Genomic DNA, 14,876 nt, shown 5'->3' with positions numbered 1-14,876 from the left:
TGGCCAGATAGTTAACGTAGCGTTATGCAATTGAATATACCGACTTGGCTTACGTTGTTGCGTGTCGTAATGATACCGTTTTTCGTCCTGGCTTTTTATCTGCCTTTCTATTGGGCGCCGCTGGCATGTGCTTTAATCTTCATCCTCGCGGCGGTGACCGATTGGTTTGATGGCTTTCTCGCCCGGCGCTGGAAGCAAACCACGCGATTTGGCGCTTTCCTTGATCCCGTGGCGGATAAGGTCATGGTTGCCATCGCGCTGGTGCTGGTGGCCGAACACTTCCATTCCTGGTGGATAACCTTGCCCGCCGCCACGATGATTGCCCGTGAAATCATTATCTCGGCCCTGCGTGAATGGATGGCTGAGATCGGCAAACGCAGCAGCGTCGCCGTGTCCTGGATTGGTAAGGTTAAAACCACCGCTCAGATGCTGGCGCTGGTGGCGCTGTTATGGCGGCCCGATCAGATTGTTTCAGGTATCGGCATCGCTGCGCTGTATATTGCCGCCGTGCTGACTTTCTGGTCAATGTTCCAGTATTTGAACGCCGCTCGCCACGATTTGTTCGAACGGTGATCGAAGCGCCGTAAAAATCAACAAACGAGCGCACTGGCATGATAATTCTATTGACTAGCCACGTCAGGTCAGTAGAATGCAACGCATCGAAAGCAACGACCGATTGCCGAAGATAATTGTAAAAACAAAGCAGTAATAACAAGCAAGTAGAATCAGTAGTTTCATCGATGCGGGAATAGCTCAGTGGTAGAGCACAACCTTGCCAAGGTTGGGGTCGCGAGTTCGAGCCTCGTTTCCCGCTCCAGATGTGCAACGAAGCCTTCTTGGGGCATTTAAGGGCGCGTTGGCAGAGTGGCCATGCAGCGGATTGCAAATCCGCCCACCTCGGTTCGACTCCGGGACGCGCCTCCAGTTTTAAAAATTTCGACGCCCGGGTGGTGGAATCGGTAGACACAAGGGATTTAAAATCCCTCGGCTTTATGGCTGTACGGGTTCAAGTCCCGTCCCGGGTACCACACCAGAATTCGTAATAAAAACAAAGTAGTATGAGCAAGTTGATACCGCCGATAGGCGGTTTTTTTATGCCCAAAAATCCTCTTTCATAATATGTTTTCATAATATTATTTATGTTTTACTGATCTCCGACCGCTGGGACGATCGCAATTTTCCTATCATATCGCGCTGTTTGAGCCACGTTTTTATGGCCTGAAATCTGCTGTTTTTCCGATAGGGAACCATGCAAATCAGAGATACCCTTAGCCTTCAGATCATGAAAAGTGAAATTAAAATCGAGGTCTGGAAAGGCTGTTTTTGCGTCTTGCTTGGCTTTGAGCCAGCGGCTGTTGAAACCGTCCCTTGTATAGCGCGCGCCGGATGGCTGGTGGATGACATATAAGCTACTCATCCCCGGGTTGAGTTGTAATGAATTGGCACCGGCAATGACAGATTTTAGGCGCGGCCCCCAAGCCTTGATCTGCGAAACGCCGGTCTTGCTTTGCTGGATCAGTATTCCTTCTTCAATCAACTGCCCTTTTTTCATATCTAAAATATCAGCCTGCCGTGCGCAGCAAAGATATGCCAATTCCATCGCGATTCTCACTACGGGAGGGGAGACTCTATAAAGGGCATCGTATTCTTTATCGGTTATGTACCTGGTCCGGGCTATTTCTTTGAATTGTTTAACACCCTTACACGGGTTTCCCTTCACCATCCCCCGTTCATATCCCCACCGGAAGACCCTGGAGATAAATGCTTTTTCACGGTTCGCTTGCGTGCGGCTTTTCACGCCGCGCTTATCCATGTATTTGCGGATGTGCTCAGGCTTGATGCTGTCCGGAGGCATAGATCCAAACACTGATAAGACCTTAAGCGCATATTTCCGATAATCTCTTTGCGTTTCAGTGGCTAATTCACAAAAGTCACCCGATGTAAAAAAGCGCGCAACGAGTCCATCGAAAACACTTTCGTCCTTTTGGTCATTGATGAGTGACTCATACGCCGCCCAGACTTGCGCCGGCGTAGACTCAAAGCCGCATAACCTGATCGTGCCGCCTAATCTCGGTTTAAATTCATATGCCGATCTGCCCCTGCATGTTCGCGGGGGCATCCAATTATCTGCTGGGTTGCTTCTTTTTCTTCCCATCAGTCAAGGGCTCCGAAATTTGGCTCTACGCTTGAATCACCAATCGGCCTACCACGAAATGCAAGCGGATCGTTGAAATGCCGCCAGGTGGTACGGGGCCTTCCATCGCGGCGTGTGATGAAGAAAATACCAGCATCGCGCAATATCTCACACTGCTTTGCCGGGAATTTGTAGCCTGTGAGACGTTCGATATCGTCGTCGCTAATGATGTCATGATCATTTTCTGCCATGGACATATCTCCCATCATGCATTATTCAATGAGCGATTTGGATTTCCCAAGACGAAAACCCGCCTGGTAAAACCATCATGATCTGTCCTGCTCGACCGATCGCTTAGCCGGCGCCGGGCGCATTTATCTCGCGTGCATTCCCGACATGACCGACCAGTAACGTAGCGAAGGCGGCCATGGCCAGGCTTTATACATTCTGCACCGAGATAAAATTTATCGCCGGCCGCCGCCGCGGCTGCATAGTCTGTTTTCAGATTGGCGTAGTCAATTGACATCCTTCCTCCCCGTGCAGCACCGCAAAAATAATGGATTCCACATTTATCTTCATAAGGTTGACTGTAGGGCCATCCATTCCTTCGTAAAGCCAATTGATAACAGCCATGGCAGCCCGTTCCGCCCGCAGCTCCATATTCACTGGCGTAGGTATGGCCACGAGCATGGCGCGTGCCTGCCAGACGTGCCAGAAGATTTCTATCAAAGCATGTTCGTCCGCCACGCTGGTGTGCCCGCTATGGTCCGGGCTGTAATCGCTGGCTAACCACTGTTCGAATGCCTGACGTTCATTAGACGCGGCCGACGGATGTACAAGACAAGGCCAGCGCAGTGATCCGTCGCCAGAAGGACATGTGCATTTCGCCAGTTTAAACATTGGCCACCGCATGGCTGTTGAGTTGATAGGCTATGGACATCTGTTCGGCATCGTTCATCGCGTCATGCAATGCATGGTGTTTGGTAACGGCAAAACAAGGCTGGTGGTCTTTCAGGTATCCCCTGAGCCCATGCGTCATTGCGTCAATATAGGTGCGAACGTCGCGTTTACCGTTATATTTCCACGGGCACTCTATTCCATACATACGATATGCATGCTCAAGGATCGATCCGTCAAAATCGGTTCCCCGAAAGAAAATGCGTGCTTCGCGGTGCTGAGATATCCAGCCGCTTAGATTCAACAGCTGGCTGCCAAGGCTTTGCCGTTCTCCAGCCAGCGCTTCGTGCGCGTCCTCGGCCTGGTTGCGCCACCATTGCTGGGTTTGGAGGCTGACCGATCGGCACATCATCAACTGATCAAACGTATCGACCAGGCCATAAAAAGCATGCGGGGAATAAACTGCCAGTTCCGGATCACGGGCAACCTGCAAAATATTGTTTTGCGCCTCACTGGTATTGGTCACATCAAAGGCAAAAGCGCCGATCGATAGGATCACTGCCGAGGGTTCTAAATCCAAATCTTCGGTATCGATAACGATGGTATTTATCATTGCGAAATATCCTAGCTCCGGAATTAAGGTTGAGCGAAACCCTTGCCGAAAGGCAATAATTAATGGAAATTTGTTATATTAATGCCCCGGGCGGGGCATCAATATAAGCGGAAAAATTACGCTTTAAATTCACCAATAAAAGTTTCGACAGTGGTGTCGGTAAACTGGCCCACGAGCAGATCGCGGAACTCAACGGCAATCTGCTCCATCACCGCTTCCAATTGTACAATGCGCAGAACCAGGACCGGGACATCGCCGCCAGTGAGAATGCTGTAGCGCAGGCGGATACGACGCTCGCCAAGTCCTTCGAACGGTACGCATTTAAACTCGAACGCCGCCGGCATAATGGCCTTGCTTTTCGCTTCCACGCTTTCCATTAGAGAACGCTTACCGCTAAAATCATTGTCTTCATGATCCTGGCTGCTGGTGGATTCAATGGTGATCTGCCGAATCCCGGCGACCGCCTTTTTGATATCCAGCACTTCGCCATCAGCAGTGAATGCCAATAGATATTCGCTCCAATCTTCCAGCCACTCGGCCAGTTCTTTCTGGCGGTTTTTCTGACCGTCAATATTCAGCAGGGAAATAAACGGGGCAGTTTTTTTCAATTTCAGTGCTGCCGTGTTATCAGCGTGGCCGGGTTTGTCCAGTGTGCCAAGGTTGAAAACGGTCACCGCGCGCATATCATCGCCATCAATAAAGCAACGCACGCCTTCGCCGGCAAAGCCTATGCAATAACGGGTAAAATCGGGAATGCTGGCCGTTTCCAGTTTGCCCCGGAAGCGATAGCGACCTGTTCCTAGGCTTTCCAGATTTTTGATCTGCATACTTTCGGGTAGAGCCAACGCCGGGCAATCTGCGGTATCCAGCGTTTTTTGCAGTTCCTGCGCCAGGACCATATCCCGGATCTCTTTGATGGCGGTTGAATCGACTTGCTGCGTCATAGGTTACTCTCTCAATTTAAGATGCTGATGGTTAGTTACTGCGCGCGGAGCTTGCCGTCAGGATCGCCCTTCATGCTGAAAAGCTGTCCCTGATCTTCCTGCATAATCGTGAGCTTGCCGCCGCGGCCGACATACATTGGGGTTTCGGTGCTATCTTCCTCGGAAGCTTTACCGCGCGGCGTGGGGGACACATATTTAAGTTTGTGAACAATCATTACGCGTTTTTCCTCCATGGAATTACTCATGCGGGAAAAATCCAGCTCAACAACCACTTTACCTTTGCCGCCATTATTCAGTACGCCCAGCGCGGCGGTATTCAGGGCGGCGGCGATCTTATTTTCTAATACACCCCCGTCCAGATCGGAGATAAACTCCTTTACATCAGTCATACGGTCTTCAGACATGGCCTAAGCCCTCGTTGATAGCGGCGCTGCACAGCCGCGGTTGATACTCCACACACATAGGGCAGGGCGATATCCCTTGCCTATGCAGGCGGAAAAAGGGCGGCATACGTCAACCAGAACATTATCTTCACCCCTTATGAGTTGAAGAATCGACGCGGCCGCCAAGGACTACACAGCAATAAAACATCACCTCCAACAGTGATAGGTTTGTGGTGGCCGGAGCTGATCCCGACCAGCAGGGTTGAATTGCCTCAAGCCTGCACATTCACCACAATCAAAAAGAGCGAACTTCCCACTTTATGGCGCCATCATTGGGATTGATGTATCTAGGCCGGAAATTTAGCCTTGCGCCAGTCGGATACGGTTTTGCACGCCCGCGCTCTTTGATTGTGGTGGTCCGTTAACGGGGACCGGGCGGCGGTCTACTTCCCGCCGTCACTGCCATCGAGAGTGCCTGCAGCTCACTGACCAGATAACGCCCTGGATCAACTGGCGGTTGTGGCGGCCACCCTTTCAGATGGCAGTGATGGCGTTTCCCTCCAGTCCCCATCCTGACTGTTACCCTGCGTACTATTGGTACCGGGCGTTAATCACCACAACGGTAAGAGCACTGCAGGTTAATCACGAACGCCCCCGAACATGCCAACCTGCGTTAATGCTCTTGCCTGTTGTGAGCCTGGATACTTCTCCACCTCAGGCGGCAGTGGATCCTGCTATTCCCCAACAACAAGGATTAGGTTAATCTGGATATCCCCAACAACATGAAGGAGTTGCTTTTATGTCTAAAGCAAACAGAGAAGACGGCTACGAGGAAAAACATTTGCCTTTAAAGCAAAGGCCTCCGGCGCCGCCTAAACCAAAAGAAGACGACGACTGAGGTTAAATATGACTCGTGATGATCTCGAATTTGATGTGTACTATTCATTTTTTATCGAAAAGATGAATTGCCGACTACTCACGAGAATCGATAAATTTATTACTCTACTGCTGATCGTCCTAGGTTTTTCTGTTTTCGCACCTTATAGCAATTTATTCATTTTCGGTATCGGTGTTGCCTTCCTATCCGTAATTCAACTGGTTTATCAGTTTGGTCAAGAAGCCGGTCTATCAAAAGAACAAATGCGGCAATACAAGCGCTTACTCATTGAAATGAGTGACATGTCAGATGGAGAGCTTAGAAGCCGGTATTTGAAAATTCAGGATGCGGACAGCAACCCATGGCAAACATTGGAAGAATCGGCACATTTAAGGGCATCAATAGCTATGGGAAGGGAATGCAAAGACACCCTATCTTTTCCCCATAACCTTGTAGCCTGGCTTGCCGGTGATCTTCCATCTCACAAGGAAAAAAAAGATGGCTAAACCTCCTGCTGGTGGACACATACCGCCAAGGCCTAGACCGCCAGCCCCACCTAAAACCAAGCGTTAAGTCTATAGCCTCCACTACAGTATTTATTTGCTGTAGGCTAGGATATCCAGATTGTTAAAGAGCGAAGCGTCCATCAGGGCGCTTTTTACTATCAGAAGATCATCCGTGTTACCGATGGGCCCGTGTAACGGGGGCAAAGGTCACATCAGCTCCCAGGGCACATTGCAGGTAACGGCGAAGGCCAGAATCCCGATCAAGGTTGCCCACCACTTCCATCCGAGCTTTGCCAGATCTTTCATAACTTGTCCTGAGCTTGGTTCCGAATGATTAAAATCTAAAATAATTTAGTTTAAACGTCAAGCATAAAACTAAACATATTTAGTTTATTAATTATTTGTCCGCTGACGGCGGACGAAGGTAGGGATTAACGACGTCTGAAACGACGGTGTTCGACCATAACACCTATGATCGAGATGGATTCTGTTTGAGAGCTTTTAGTGGGAAAATCTGGATTCAGAGGGACCAATTCAAAGATTTCATCGCCTGTGGCGTCTATGCCACGCGACCGATATTTCTTGAAGGTTGCCTCGTGAGAACCATTTTTTGCGACAACATAATCACCGGGTATAGGACCTATCTCGGGATCGACAATGATGATGTCACCCTCGGTAAACTCTGGTTCCATTGACCGGCCCTTCAGACGCAACGCAAACGAGCTGGGAGATAATTTCTGGTCAGTAAGTATATAATCAACGTTCCCTTCGAGGCTGCGGGCATCGCTCTCCGCACTCCAAGCCACAGCCTGCACGAAACTTATGATGGGTATGCTGGTGGTACCTAAAGATGCGGGCATAACGTTTGATTCCTCATTTTTGCCATAGAGGAGATACTCTTCGCTAACCCCGAAATACCTTGCTAAATTTGTCAGCGATTTCCCGCCTGGCTCATTCAGATCCCTTTCCCAATATCCTATTGTGACGTCGCTAACGCCCAAGGCTTTACCCACCTGTGATTGGGTAAGTTTACGATCCTTCCTAAGCGTCTTTACACGCTGTCCTAGAGTAACCACAGATTAGCCCTCAAAATAAAACCTAAATAATCTTAGTTTTTATTGACCAAAATTAAATTAGCTAATAATATCTAAATTCTTTTAGGATGGAGGCGTTATGACTACTACCGATTTGGAAAAGTATTTCGGTGACCCGCTAAAAATTGCTGCATTTTTCGGCGTTTCCCCTGAAGCATTTTACCAATGGAGAAAACGACCGGGCCAATTGATACCCAAAGGCAGGGCCACCGAAGCTGCATATCGCACCAAAGGGGCACTTATCTATAACCCCTCGTTGTATGCAAAGAATACAGATTTAAAAGGCCAGAACTAACTACCAAAGGAAAATCAACATGGTAGACATCAAAGAAACCGTCAAAGCAATGTGTAAAGCCTATCCCGGTGGTCGTTCTGCTATGGCTGGTGCCCTGGGCATGACCATCACCCAATTTAACAACAACCTGTACGAGAAAAACGGTTGCCGCTTTTTTGAAAACCACGAACTAGAGGCAATGGAGGATATATCCGGCACTTCGCTGGTGGCGGAATATTACGCCCGGCGCCGCGGTGGGATGTTCGTAGACGTGCCGAAGTTTGAAGAATTGGATCAGGTAGAGCTGTTTCAAAAAAGCATCAGGACCGCCGCCGAACGTGGCCGGGTTGACATGATCATCCAGTTGGCACTTACCGATGGGGTAATCGATGAGGATGAAGCGGCAGAAATTGAAGTTCACCATGCCAAACACCTGGCAGCGCGCGAAGAGGAGATCAGGGCAATTCTGGCGCTGTTTGGCAAGAAGAAAGGATCGCGCAAATGACCAAACCAGAAAAGTTGACGCCCCGAGTGTGCAGCCCAGGGCGTCGGCGCGGAGAAAACAAAGTGTGGAGTTATCAACGCATGAACAGTTTACCGGTAAACGCTGGTGGCAGGCAATTCCGCTGCCGACCTTTCGTTAATTCCGACCGGGATCAGCCCTTTGCGTATGACTGCATCTTAAATCAGCCCGGCCAACCCGCCAACTACCAGCCGGTAACGGAACGGGTAGATCTGGAAACCGCCTGGCGAGAATTCAACGAGCAAGGGGAGGTCATGGCATGGCTGACCATCGTGTCGATCTGGATCGCATTTACAAGGACAGGTATGGGATTCGCATCCATGTTATCGGCTGGGACCCAGATAAGAGCCGCGTCATTTTCATGCGAGATGGATATGCCTATGAATGCGCGCTGCCGGTTAAAGAATTCAAGAAGAAATTCACGAGGTTGGTATGAGCAGGATATTTGAAATTGTTCAGGCTATGTCGGGCCAGAAGAACAGCATCACGATCCCTGTCCCGTACATAGATTTTTTTGCCGATGACCAGCAGCCCCACGCTTTGGGCGCAATTCTCAACCAACTGGTGTTCTGGTCGGGTAAATCTGATCTGAACGATGGTTGGTTTTACAAAGAGCACGCGGAGCTCGCCAGCGAAATTCATGGCGTCAGTTCGGATCAGGTACATCGCCTAGTTAAAAAAGTCTGTAGGTGGCTACCTGGCGTAGTGGAAATAGCGCAGCGCAAGGTAAACGGCACCAAAAAAACGCATTACCGTATCGATGGTGACGCTTTAATAGCTAAAATATTCCCGGATTTACTGGGTTCCGCAGAATCGCGGAACGGGAAACGCGAAGTCGCGGAACCCATTCCGCAGAATCGCGGAACCCATTCCGCAGAATCGCGGAACCCTAACCGCGAAGTCGCGGAACCTATTCTTTATACAGATCACTACACAGATCCTAACTTACAGATTATTAAAACCCTCTCGTCGGAGAATTCTGGCGAATCCCCCGACGCGCAATCGAATAACAATTTTTTGTCTTTGCACCCTGACGCTGCGACCTACAACGCAACATCACGGAAATGGGGAACGCAGAAGGATGTGGACTGTGCCGCCTGGCTGTTTGAAAAAATCAAATCTCTGTATGAAAGCATCGAAGCCAAATCGCCAAAACAGCCCAACTGGACTGACTGGGCAAATGAAGTTCGCTTGATGAGGGAAATCGATGGCCATTCCCACCGTGAAATCTGCGAAAAATATGTGAGTGTTTTAGCCGACTCTTTTTGGCGAAAAAATATCTTAAGTCCAAGCAAGCTACGTGAGAAGTGGGACGAATTAACCCTGCGCCTTGTATCCCCTGAAAAAACGACAAATGCCGAAATTGATAATGCCGAACGCGAAGCTGCCTATAAGCGTTATTTCAAACTCACCCTGGATAACAAGTCAAAAAGCTCAGTTGAAACCGCCGCACGAAAAGAGGCCGACGGCGCCAGTGTAAAAGCCATGCGGGCCGACTTCGCAAAGACCACATGGAACAAAATCTGGGCCGAGTGCAGCCAACGCCTGAGTGGGGGTAAAGCAGCATGAAAATAATTATTCCAGTAGACGAGTTTGAACGCGCGGAAATTAACGCCGGCATCCGCAGCCTGATCCGCGCCGGTTATCTGAGAGAGAAAGAAGGATCACAGTTTAGCCGGGTTATGCATGCCGCAGCCGGTCCCGCGTGGCGCACCTTGCGTGACTTGGAACTGCTGGTGCTGCAAATGTACGGCGTGGCAGACACACAGCCCGCAATCAGCGCCAGGCTGCGCGAGGTTAAACCAGAAATCCATGGTTTGAGGAAAGAACGCCTGCCCATCAAAGATGTGGAGAGCGGCAAGATAGTCCACTTCTACCGGCTGGTGGCGGCAAAACAGGAGACCGCAGCATGACGCGCCTTGAAATAGAAACCGCCCGGGCCAAACGGTTGGAAGCGGCCCGCCTATGGCGCCGTGCCGCCCGCCAATGGTTAGTAGTGCTTGATATAACGCCTCATACCCAAGAGAGGCAGCGCGATATCCTGGCTGCACGACGCGCGCATTGCATCACTTACGGTAATTTCTTCTGTGGTGACTATTCAGGAATTAGAGAAGCAAAGCTGGTGGATCATACCGACATGGGGGTGGTTGTATGAAATATGGATCAGTTTGCAGCGGCATAGAGGCGGCGACCCTGGCGTGGAAACCACTAGGTTGGTCTCCGGCGTGGTTCAGCGAAATAGAGCCTTTCCCCGGTGCTGTTCTTGCCCACCACTACCCGGCTGTAAATAATCTTGGCGACATGACCACTATCGCCGCCCAGGTGGAATCCGGAGAGGTTGAAGCCCCCGATGTGGTGGTGGGTGGCACACCCTGTCAGGCATTTTCTGTAGCGGGACTGCGCGCCGGCCTTGAAGACGCCCGCGGCCAATTAACTCTTTCATACGTGGAATTAGCGAATGCAATCGACAAAAAACGCCGGGAACGCGGTGAAAAAGCAGCAATCTTCGTCTGGGAAAACGTCCCCGGAGTGCTCAGCAGCAAAGACAACGCCTTCGGATGCTTTCTGGCTGGACTTGCCGGAGAAAGCGAGGAACTTCAGCCGCCAGGGGGAAAATGGTCGGACGCTGGTTGTGTGTATGGCCCCCAAAGAACAATCGCGTGGATCATCAAGGATGCCCAATATTTCGAAGTGGCCCAACGACGCTGCCGTGTGTTCGTTGTCGCAAGTGCTCGAAAGGACATCGATACCGCAGAAATACTTTTTGAGTTCGAAGGCGTGCGCCGGGATACTCCGCCGAGCCGAGAAACGGGGCAGACAGTTACCGGAACTATTAGCAGTCGCACTACGGCGGGTGGCGGACTTGGAACAGACTTTGATTGCGACGGAGGATTGATCCCCGTTTCAGCGCTCACCGCAAATGGCGTTGGGACATGTGGCGCGGATGACAATCAGGCGCTGGCAGGACATTTGATTGCTGGAACATTACAGGCGTCGGGCAAAGCGGCCGGCAGCGCTACCCAGCAGGATGCAGAAAGTGGGTTGCTGGTGCCTGTTGCTTTCGGTGGCGGCAATACATCAGGCGAGATTGATGTTGCTGCGTGCCTTACAACCCATGGGCAGCATCTTGATTTTGACGTAGACACTTTCGCCCTGGCATTTCCTGAGCGTATGAGTGGTACCCAAGCAGCGACGACAGAAAACCTTTCGCCGGCGATTATGTCCCGAAACCCAACCGCGATCGCCTTCGCTGAAAACAATCGCTCTGAAATCAGGCTACAGAATGGCGATGGACAAATCGCTGGACCGTTGTCTACCGGAGGGGGTAAACCCGGGCAGAGTTATCCAGCGGTGGCCACCAGCGAACCTTTCACATTGGCCATCCGTGGACGTGATGACGGTTCAACCGTAGAGGTTCGTAATGATGGTACCGCTAATGCTTTGCTGACGCCGAACGGTGGCCGGGCCGGTATGGGGGTGGGGGCGATTGGCTGGGGTATGTGTGTGCGCCGTTTAACGCCACGTGAGTGTGAGCGCCTGCAGGGTATGCCGGATGACTACACAAATGTCCCCTGGCGTGGAAAGGTTGCCGACCTTTGTCCCGATGGCCCACGCTACCGCGCAATTGGCAACAGCATGGCTGTGCCGGTGATGCGATGGATTGGCCAGCGCATAGCTGCTGCAGTTGCCGAGGTCGCGCCGGCACCGCCGGGTATTTTCCAAGTTGTTAGTTTCTCAGGCGGACGTTCTTCTGCCTATCTCGTTCATCTCATGGAGCTGCGCCGCATTGCTGGCGAAGATGTACGTTATGTCTTTATGGACACCGGCGCAGAGCATCCGAAAACATATGAGTTTATTAAAAACATCGTCAATCATTGGAAAATTGACCTGATTTGTTTACGCGTGGTCATTAATCCCGAATTAGGCCAGGCCAATGGCTACAAGCTTATTTCAGTGGATGAAATTGGGTATGACTTGCAGGTTTGGCGCGATATATGCGCCAAGTACGGGACACCCTATATTCACGGCGCGTTCTGCACCCGCACCATGAAAATTGAGCCATTCGATCGCTATTGCAAAGAAAATTTTGCCGATGGGTTCCATAAATGGATTGGCATCCGGGCGGATGAGCCCCGGCGCTTGAAACCCCATGAGGGCATCAGTTACCTGGCGGATATAAGCGACTTCGATAAAAAGGATGTGCTTGATTGGTGGAAGAAGAAACCTTTCGACCTCGATTTGCCGGAACATTTGGGTAATTGCGTTTTCTGCATCAAAAAAGGCATCAATAAAGTTGCCCTGGCCACGCGTGATGAACCCCAAATGGCTGTTGATTTTATTGATGTGATAACCAGCGATAGCGTGCGTGTTGTCGATCGGCGTCAGCAAGAAAATAAAATCATGTACCGGAACAATAACTCACTTGAGTCGATTATCGCGATGTACTCAGAACACAGCCGGGAGGAAATTGCAGCTACGATCAAGGGTGCTGGTGGCTATGACAGTGGCTCCTGTACTGAATCTTGCGAGGCATTTTCTTGCGAGATCGGGACAGATCAAGAGGTTATGGAGGGAAAAACGGCAATTCAAATTGCGCCCATCAATCAATATATTCAAAAGCTGATCCAACTGCGGGACGCGCCTACCCATAAACTGAAAGAAATAGGCGACCAATGGCGTACTCCCGATCGGCTGTTCTGGGGCATTAACGCCATGTTTGGGCCGCTAGTGCTGGATCTGTTTGCCGATAAGAGCAATGCAAAATGCGAGGCGTTTTACTCCGCCGAGGATAACGCTCTAACGCAGGATTGGTCATCCCGCCTGGTGGAACTCAATGGGGCCGCGTTTGCTAACCCGCCATACTCCCGTGCCAGCCAGCACGAAGGGCAATATATCACTGGTATGCGCCACATCATGGCCTACGCAGCGGAAATGCGGGAAAGGGGCGGCCGATATGTTTTTCTCATAAAGGCGGCAACGTCTGAGGTCTGGTGGCCAGAACGGGCCGATCACATTTCGTTTATCCGTGGTCGTGTTGGTTTCGATGTCCCTGCCTGGTACAGGCCAGCCGACAAAAGCCAAGAGCCATCGAGCGCCTTTTTTGCTGGCGCGGTCGCTGTGTTTGATAAATCGTGGAGTGGCCCGGCGATGGGGTACGTCAGCCGTGATCAATTAGAGTCGCATGGTGAAGCGTTCTTGGCTCAGATTCGGCGTGAAGTGGCACGCATAAGCGGGGTGGCTGCATGATTTTAACTTTGCCATTCCCACCCAGCGTAAACAGCTACTGGCGCGCTCCGAATCAGGGGGCGCTAGCTGGCCGGCATCTAATCAGCGTGAACGGACGCCGGTACCGAACAGATGTTCTGGCGTCGGTGCTAGAACAACTGCGACGGATGCCCGTAGCATTGTGCCATGATCTGTCTATCGAACTGGTGCTATACCCGCCGAACCGCGCGCGCCGGGATCTGGATAATTGTTTCAAAGCGCTATTCGACGCGCTGACGCATGCCGGCATCTGGCAGGACGATAGCCAGGTTAAGCAGCTTTCGGCGCGCTGGGGAGAAGTCACCATTGGTGGCAAAGCCGAGATAACGATCAGGGAGATGACAGCATGAGGGCATTGTTAACTCCCTGCCTGCAGCGCGAGCTGGGCCTGGTAATGTTCCGCCCCGGGCGAGAGTTGTTACCGATGTTCACTGCCGGCCGGGTACTGATCAGCAATGAGCCGGATTTTATGAAAGGTTTGCCTGCTGGTGGGATGGCCGACACCAGCCAGGCGCTAGCAGATGATCCAGCGCTCTTAGAGTTTTTCACTGACGCCCGGGTAATTGCCGCGGCGGGCGGGGTGGGTTCTCTTGAATCATGGCTCATGGTGCGAGCGGATACCTGCCAGTGGCCCACGGCCGATTATCACAACCCCAACATGACATTGCAGCGGTACGGTGTTGGATCGGTGCGGCTGTGCTGGCACCACGACGGGATTTTACGGCAAATGACATCGCCGCGACTGGAGGAAATTGCCAACCGCAACCTAGCGGAGTGGATACTGGATAAGGCCCGGATCGCGTTTATGTTTCCTGAACATCACCAGATAACCATGCCTGAACTGTGCTGGTGGGCTGTATTGAATGAGGTCATTCAGGCTATGCCTGAAGGGCCAGCGCGTCGTGTACTCAAATGGCCGGCCCCAGAAGCCATAATGCCAGTGATGAAGGAGGCCGATATCCAGCCGTCAGTACCGGCCACTAGCGTGCTGGAGGAAAAAGCAAAACAGGTGTTGGCCTTAAAGATAGATCCGGAATCGCCTGAGTCGCTGATGTTGCGGCCAAAACGCCGGCGTTGGGTGAATGAACAATACACTCGCTGGGTAAAATCCCAGCCGTGCGAGGGATGCGGAAACCCGTCGGACGATCCGCACCACATCATCGGCTATGGACAGGGTGGGATGGGAACGAAAGCGCATGACCTCTTCGTGATACCGCTGTGCAGGCGCTGCCACGACGAGCTACATAGGGATATGCGGACATTTGAACATGGGCACGATAGCCAACCGGCAATGCTGCTGCGTGTTTTGGATAAAGCTCTGGCTATAGGCATCATTGCCACCGGCAGAAAATAAGACTGTGGAGAA

Annotated in this window: 18 protein-coding genes and 3 tRNA genes; 14 read left to right on the top strand and 7 right to left on the bottom strand. The window is 51.4% G+C overall.

Features of this window, described 5'->3' with window-relative positions; genetic code table 11:
- Window positions 1-24 precede the first annotated feature (24 nt).
- The 4 genes from pgsA to ACL2XP_RS18080 all read left to right on the top strand — a co-directional run bounded on the left by pgsA (window position 25) and on the right by ACL2XP_RS18080 (window position 1,028).
- Window positions 25-573: a CDP-diacylglycerol--glycerol-3-phosphate 3-phosphatidyltransferase gene (pgsA, locus tag ACL2XP_RS18095; protein ID WP_413734385.1), complete on the top strand. Its 549-nt coding sequence runs from the start codon at window positions 25-27 to the stop codon at window positions 571-573.
- A gap of 169 nt (window positions 574-742) precedes the next feature.
- Window positions 743-817, top strand: a tRNA-Gly gene (locus ACL2XP_RS18090).
- A 33-nt stretch (window positions 818-850) separates the two neighbouring features.
- Window positions 851-924: transfer RNA gene (locus tag ACL2XP_RS18085), tRNA-Cys, on the top strand.
- Window positions 925-941: 17 nt separating this feature from the next.
- Window positions 942-1,028 (top strand) — tRNA-Leu (locus ACL2XP_RS18080).
- Between the two features lie 116 nt (window positions 1,029-1,144).
- On the opposite strand, the gene ACL2XP_RS18075 is transcribed toward ACL2XP_RS18080, so the two are convergent.
- From ACL2XP_RS18075 to ACL2XP_RS18050, 6 genes are all read right to left on the bottom strand, one after another.
- A complete protein-coding gene (locus tag ACL2XP_RS18075; RefSeq protein WP_413734383.1) occupies window positions 1,145-2,155 on the bottom strand; it encodes a tyrosine-type recombinase/integrase in 1,011 nt (336 codons plus the stop codon).
- Window positions 2,155-2,391, bottom strand: a complete 237-nt coding sequence (locus ACL2XP_RS18070) for a DUF4224 domain-containing protein (RefSeq protein ID WP_413734381.1) — start codon at window positions 2,389-2,391, stop codon at window positions 2,155-2,157. Before ACL2XP_RS18070 ends, ACL2XP_RS18075 begins: the two co-directional genes overlap by 1 nt.
- Before the next feature lie 244 nt (window positions 2,392-2,635).
- Window positions 2,636-3,034, bottom strand: coding sequence for a hypothetical protein (locus ACL2XP_RS18065; protein ID WP_413734379.1), 399 nt, complete (start codon window positions 3,032-3,034; stop codon window positions 2,636-2,638).
- A complete protein-coding gene (locus tag ACL2XP_RS18060; protein WP_413734378.1) occupies window positions 3,027-3,644 on the bottom strand; it encodes a 3'-5' exonuclease in 618 nt (205 codons plus the stop codon). The genes ACL2XP_RS18065 and ACL2XP_RS18060 overlap by 8 nt, the downstream gene beginning before the upstream one ends.
- 116 nt (window positions 3,645-3,760) lie before the next feature.
- Entirely contained in the window at window positions 3,761-4,588 is an 828-nt protein-coding gene (locus ACL2XP_RS18055; protein ID WP_413734377.1) for a YfdQ family protein, read from the bottom strand.
- 35 nt (window positions 4,589-4,623) lie between these two features.
- The gene (locus ACL2XP_RS18050) at window positions 4,624-4,992 is read right to left on the bottom strand and encodes a hypothetical protein (RefSeq protein ID WP_413734376.1); all 369 of its coding nucleotides are present in this window, start codon (window positions 4,990-4,992) and stop codon (window positions 4,624-4,626) included.
- 885 nt (window positions 4,993-5,877) lie between these two features.
- Here ACL2XP_RS18050 and ACL2XP_RS18045 point away from each other — a divergent pair.
- On the top strand, window positions 5,878-6,354 hold the full coding sequence (locus ACL2XP_RS18045; RefSeq protein WP_413734375.1) for a hypothetical protein: 477 nt from the start codon (window positions 5,878-5,880) through the stop codon (window positions 6,352-6,354).
- A 431-nt stretch (window positions 6,355-6,785) separates the two neighbouring features.
- Here ACL2XP_RS18045 and ACL2XP_RS18040 read toward each other — a convergent pair whose 3' ends face one another.
- On the bottom strand, window positions 6,786-7,430 hold the full coding sequence (locus ACL2XP_RS18040; RefSeq protein ID WP_413734373.1) for a LexA family protein: 645 nt from the start codon (window positions 7,428-7,430) through the stop codon (window positions 6,786-6,788).
- A 97-nt stretch (window positions 7,431-7,527) separates the two neighbouring features.
- On the opposite strand from ACL2XP_RS18040, the gene ACL2XP_RS18035 reads away from it, so the two are divergent.
- From ACL2XP_RS18035 to ACL2XP_RS17995, 9 genes are all read left to right on the top strand, one after another.
- A complete protein-coding gene (locus ACL2XP_RS18035) occupies window positions 7,528-7,743 on the top strand; it encodes a Cro/CI family transcriptional regulator (RefSeq protein WP_413732302.1) in 216 nt (71 codons plus the stop codon).
- Window positions 7,744-7,762: 19 nt separating this feature from the next.
- Window positions 7,763-8,227 carry a YmfL family putative regulatory protein gene (locus ACL2XP_RS18030; RefSeq protein ID WP_413734371.1) on the top strand — a complete coding sequence of 155 codons (465 nt, stop codon included), beginning with the start codon at window positions 7,763-7,765 and terminating at the stop codon, window positions 8,225-8,227.
- Between the two features lie 277 nt (window positions 8,228-8,504).
- Window positions 8,505-8,681, top strand: coding sequence for a DUF4222 domain-containing protein (locus tag ACL2XP_RS18025; RefSeq protein WP_413734370.1), 177 nt, complete (start codon window positions 8,505-8,507; stop codon window positions 8,679-8,681).
- Window positions 8,678-9,814: a replication protein 15 gene (locus ACL2XP_RS18020; protein ID WP_413734369.1), complete on the top strand. Its 1,137-nt coding sequence runs from the start codon at window positions 8,678-8,680 to the stop codon at window positions 9,812-9,814. The genes ACL2XP_RS18025 and ACL2XP_RS18020 overlap by 4 nt, the downstream gene beginning before the upstream one ends.
- Window positions 9,811-10,158: a hypothetical protein gene (locus ACL2XP_RS18015; protein WP_413734368.1), complete on the top strand. Its 348-nt coding sequence runs from the start codon at window positions 9,811-9,813 to the stop codon at window positions 10,156-10,158. The genes ACL2XP_RS18020 and ACL2XP_RS18015 overlap by 4 nt, the downstream gene beginning before the upstream one ends.
- Window positions 10,155-10,400 carry a PerC family transcriptional regulator gene (locus ACL2XP_RS18010; RefSeq protein ID WP_413734366.1) on the top strand — a complete coding sequence of 82 codons (246 nt, stop codon included), beginning with the start codon at window positions 10,155-10,157 and terminating at the stop codon, window positions 10,398-10,400. Before ACL2XP_RS18015 ends, ACL2XP_RS18010 begins: the two co-directional genes overlap by 4 nt.
- The gene (locus ACL2XP_RS18005; RefSeq protein WP_413734364.1) at window positions 10,397-13,492 is read left to right on the top strand and encodes a phage N-6-adenine-methyltransferase; all 3,096 of its coding nucleotides are present in this window, start codon (window positions 10,397-10,399) and stop codon (window positions 13,490-13,492) included. Before ACL2XP_RS18010 ends, ACL2XP_RS18005 begins: the two co-directional genes overlap by 4 nt.
- Entirely contained in the window at window positions 13,489-13,860 is a 372-nt protein-coding gene (locus ACL2XP_RS18000; protein ID WP_413734363.1) for a RusA family crossover junction endodeoxyribonuclease, read from the top strand. The genes ACL2XP_RS18005 and ACL2XP_RS18000 overlap by 4 nt, the downstream gene beginning before the upstream one ends.
- Window positions 13,857-14,864: a DUF968 domain-containing protein gene (locus ACL2XP_RS17995; protein WP_413734362.1), complete on the top strand. Its 1,008-nt coding sequence runs from the start codon at window positions 13,857-13,859 to the stop codon at window positions 14,862-14,864. Before ACL2XP_RS18000 ends, ACL2XP_RS17995 begins: the two co-directional genes overlap by 4 nt.
- Window positions 14,865-14,876 lie beyond the last annotated feature (12 nt).

Source organism: Sodalis sp. RH21, from assembly GCF_047324175.1.
In the GTDB taxonomy this organism is placed as follows: Bacteria; Pseudomonadota; Gammaproteobacteria; order Enterobacterales; family Enterobacteriaceae; genus Acerihabitans.
Note: the sequence above shows the minus strand (reverse complement) of the source record. Positions and strands in the feature narration are given on the sequence as shown.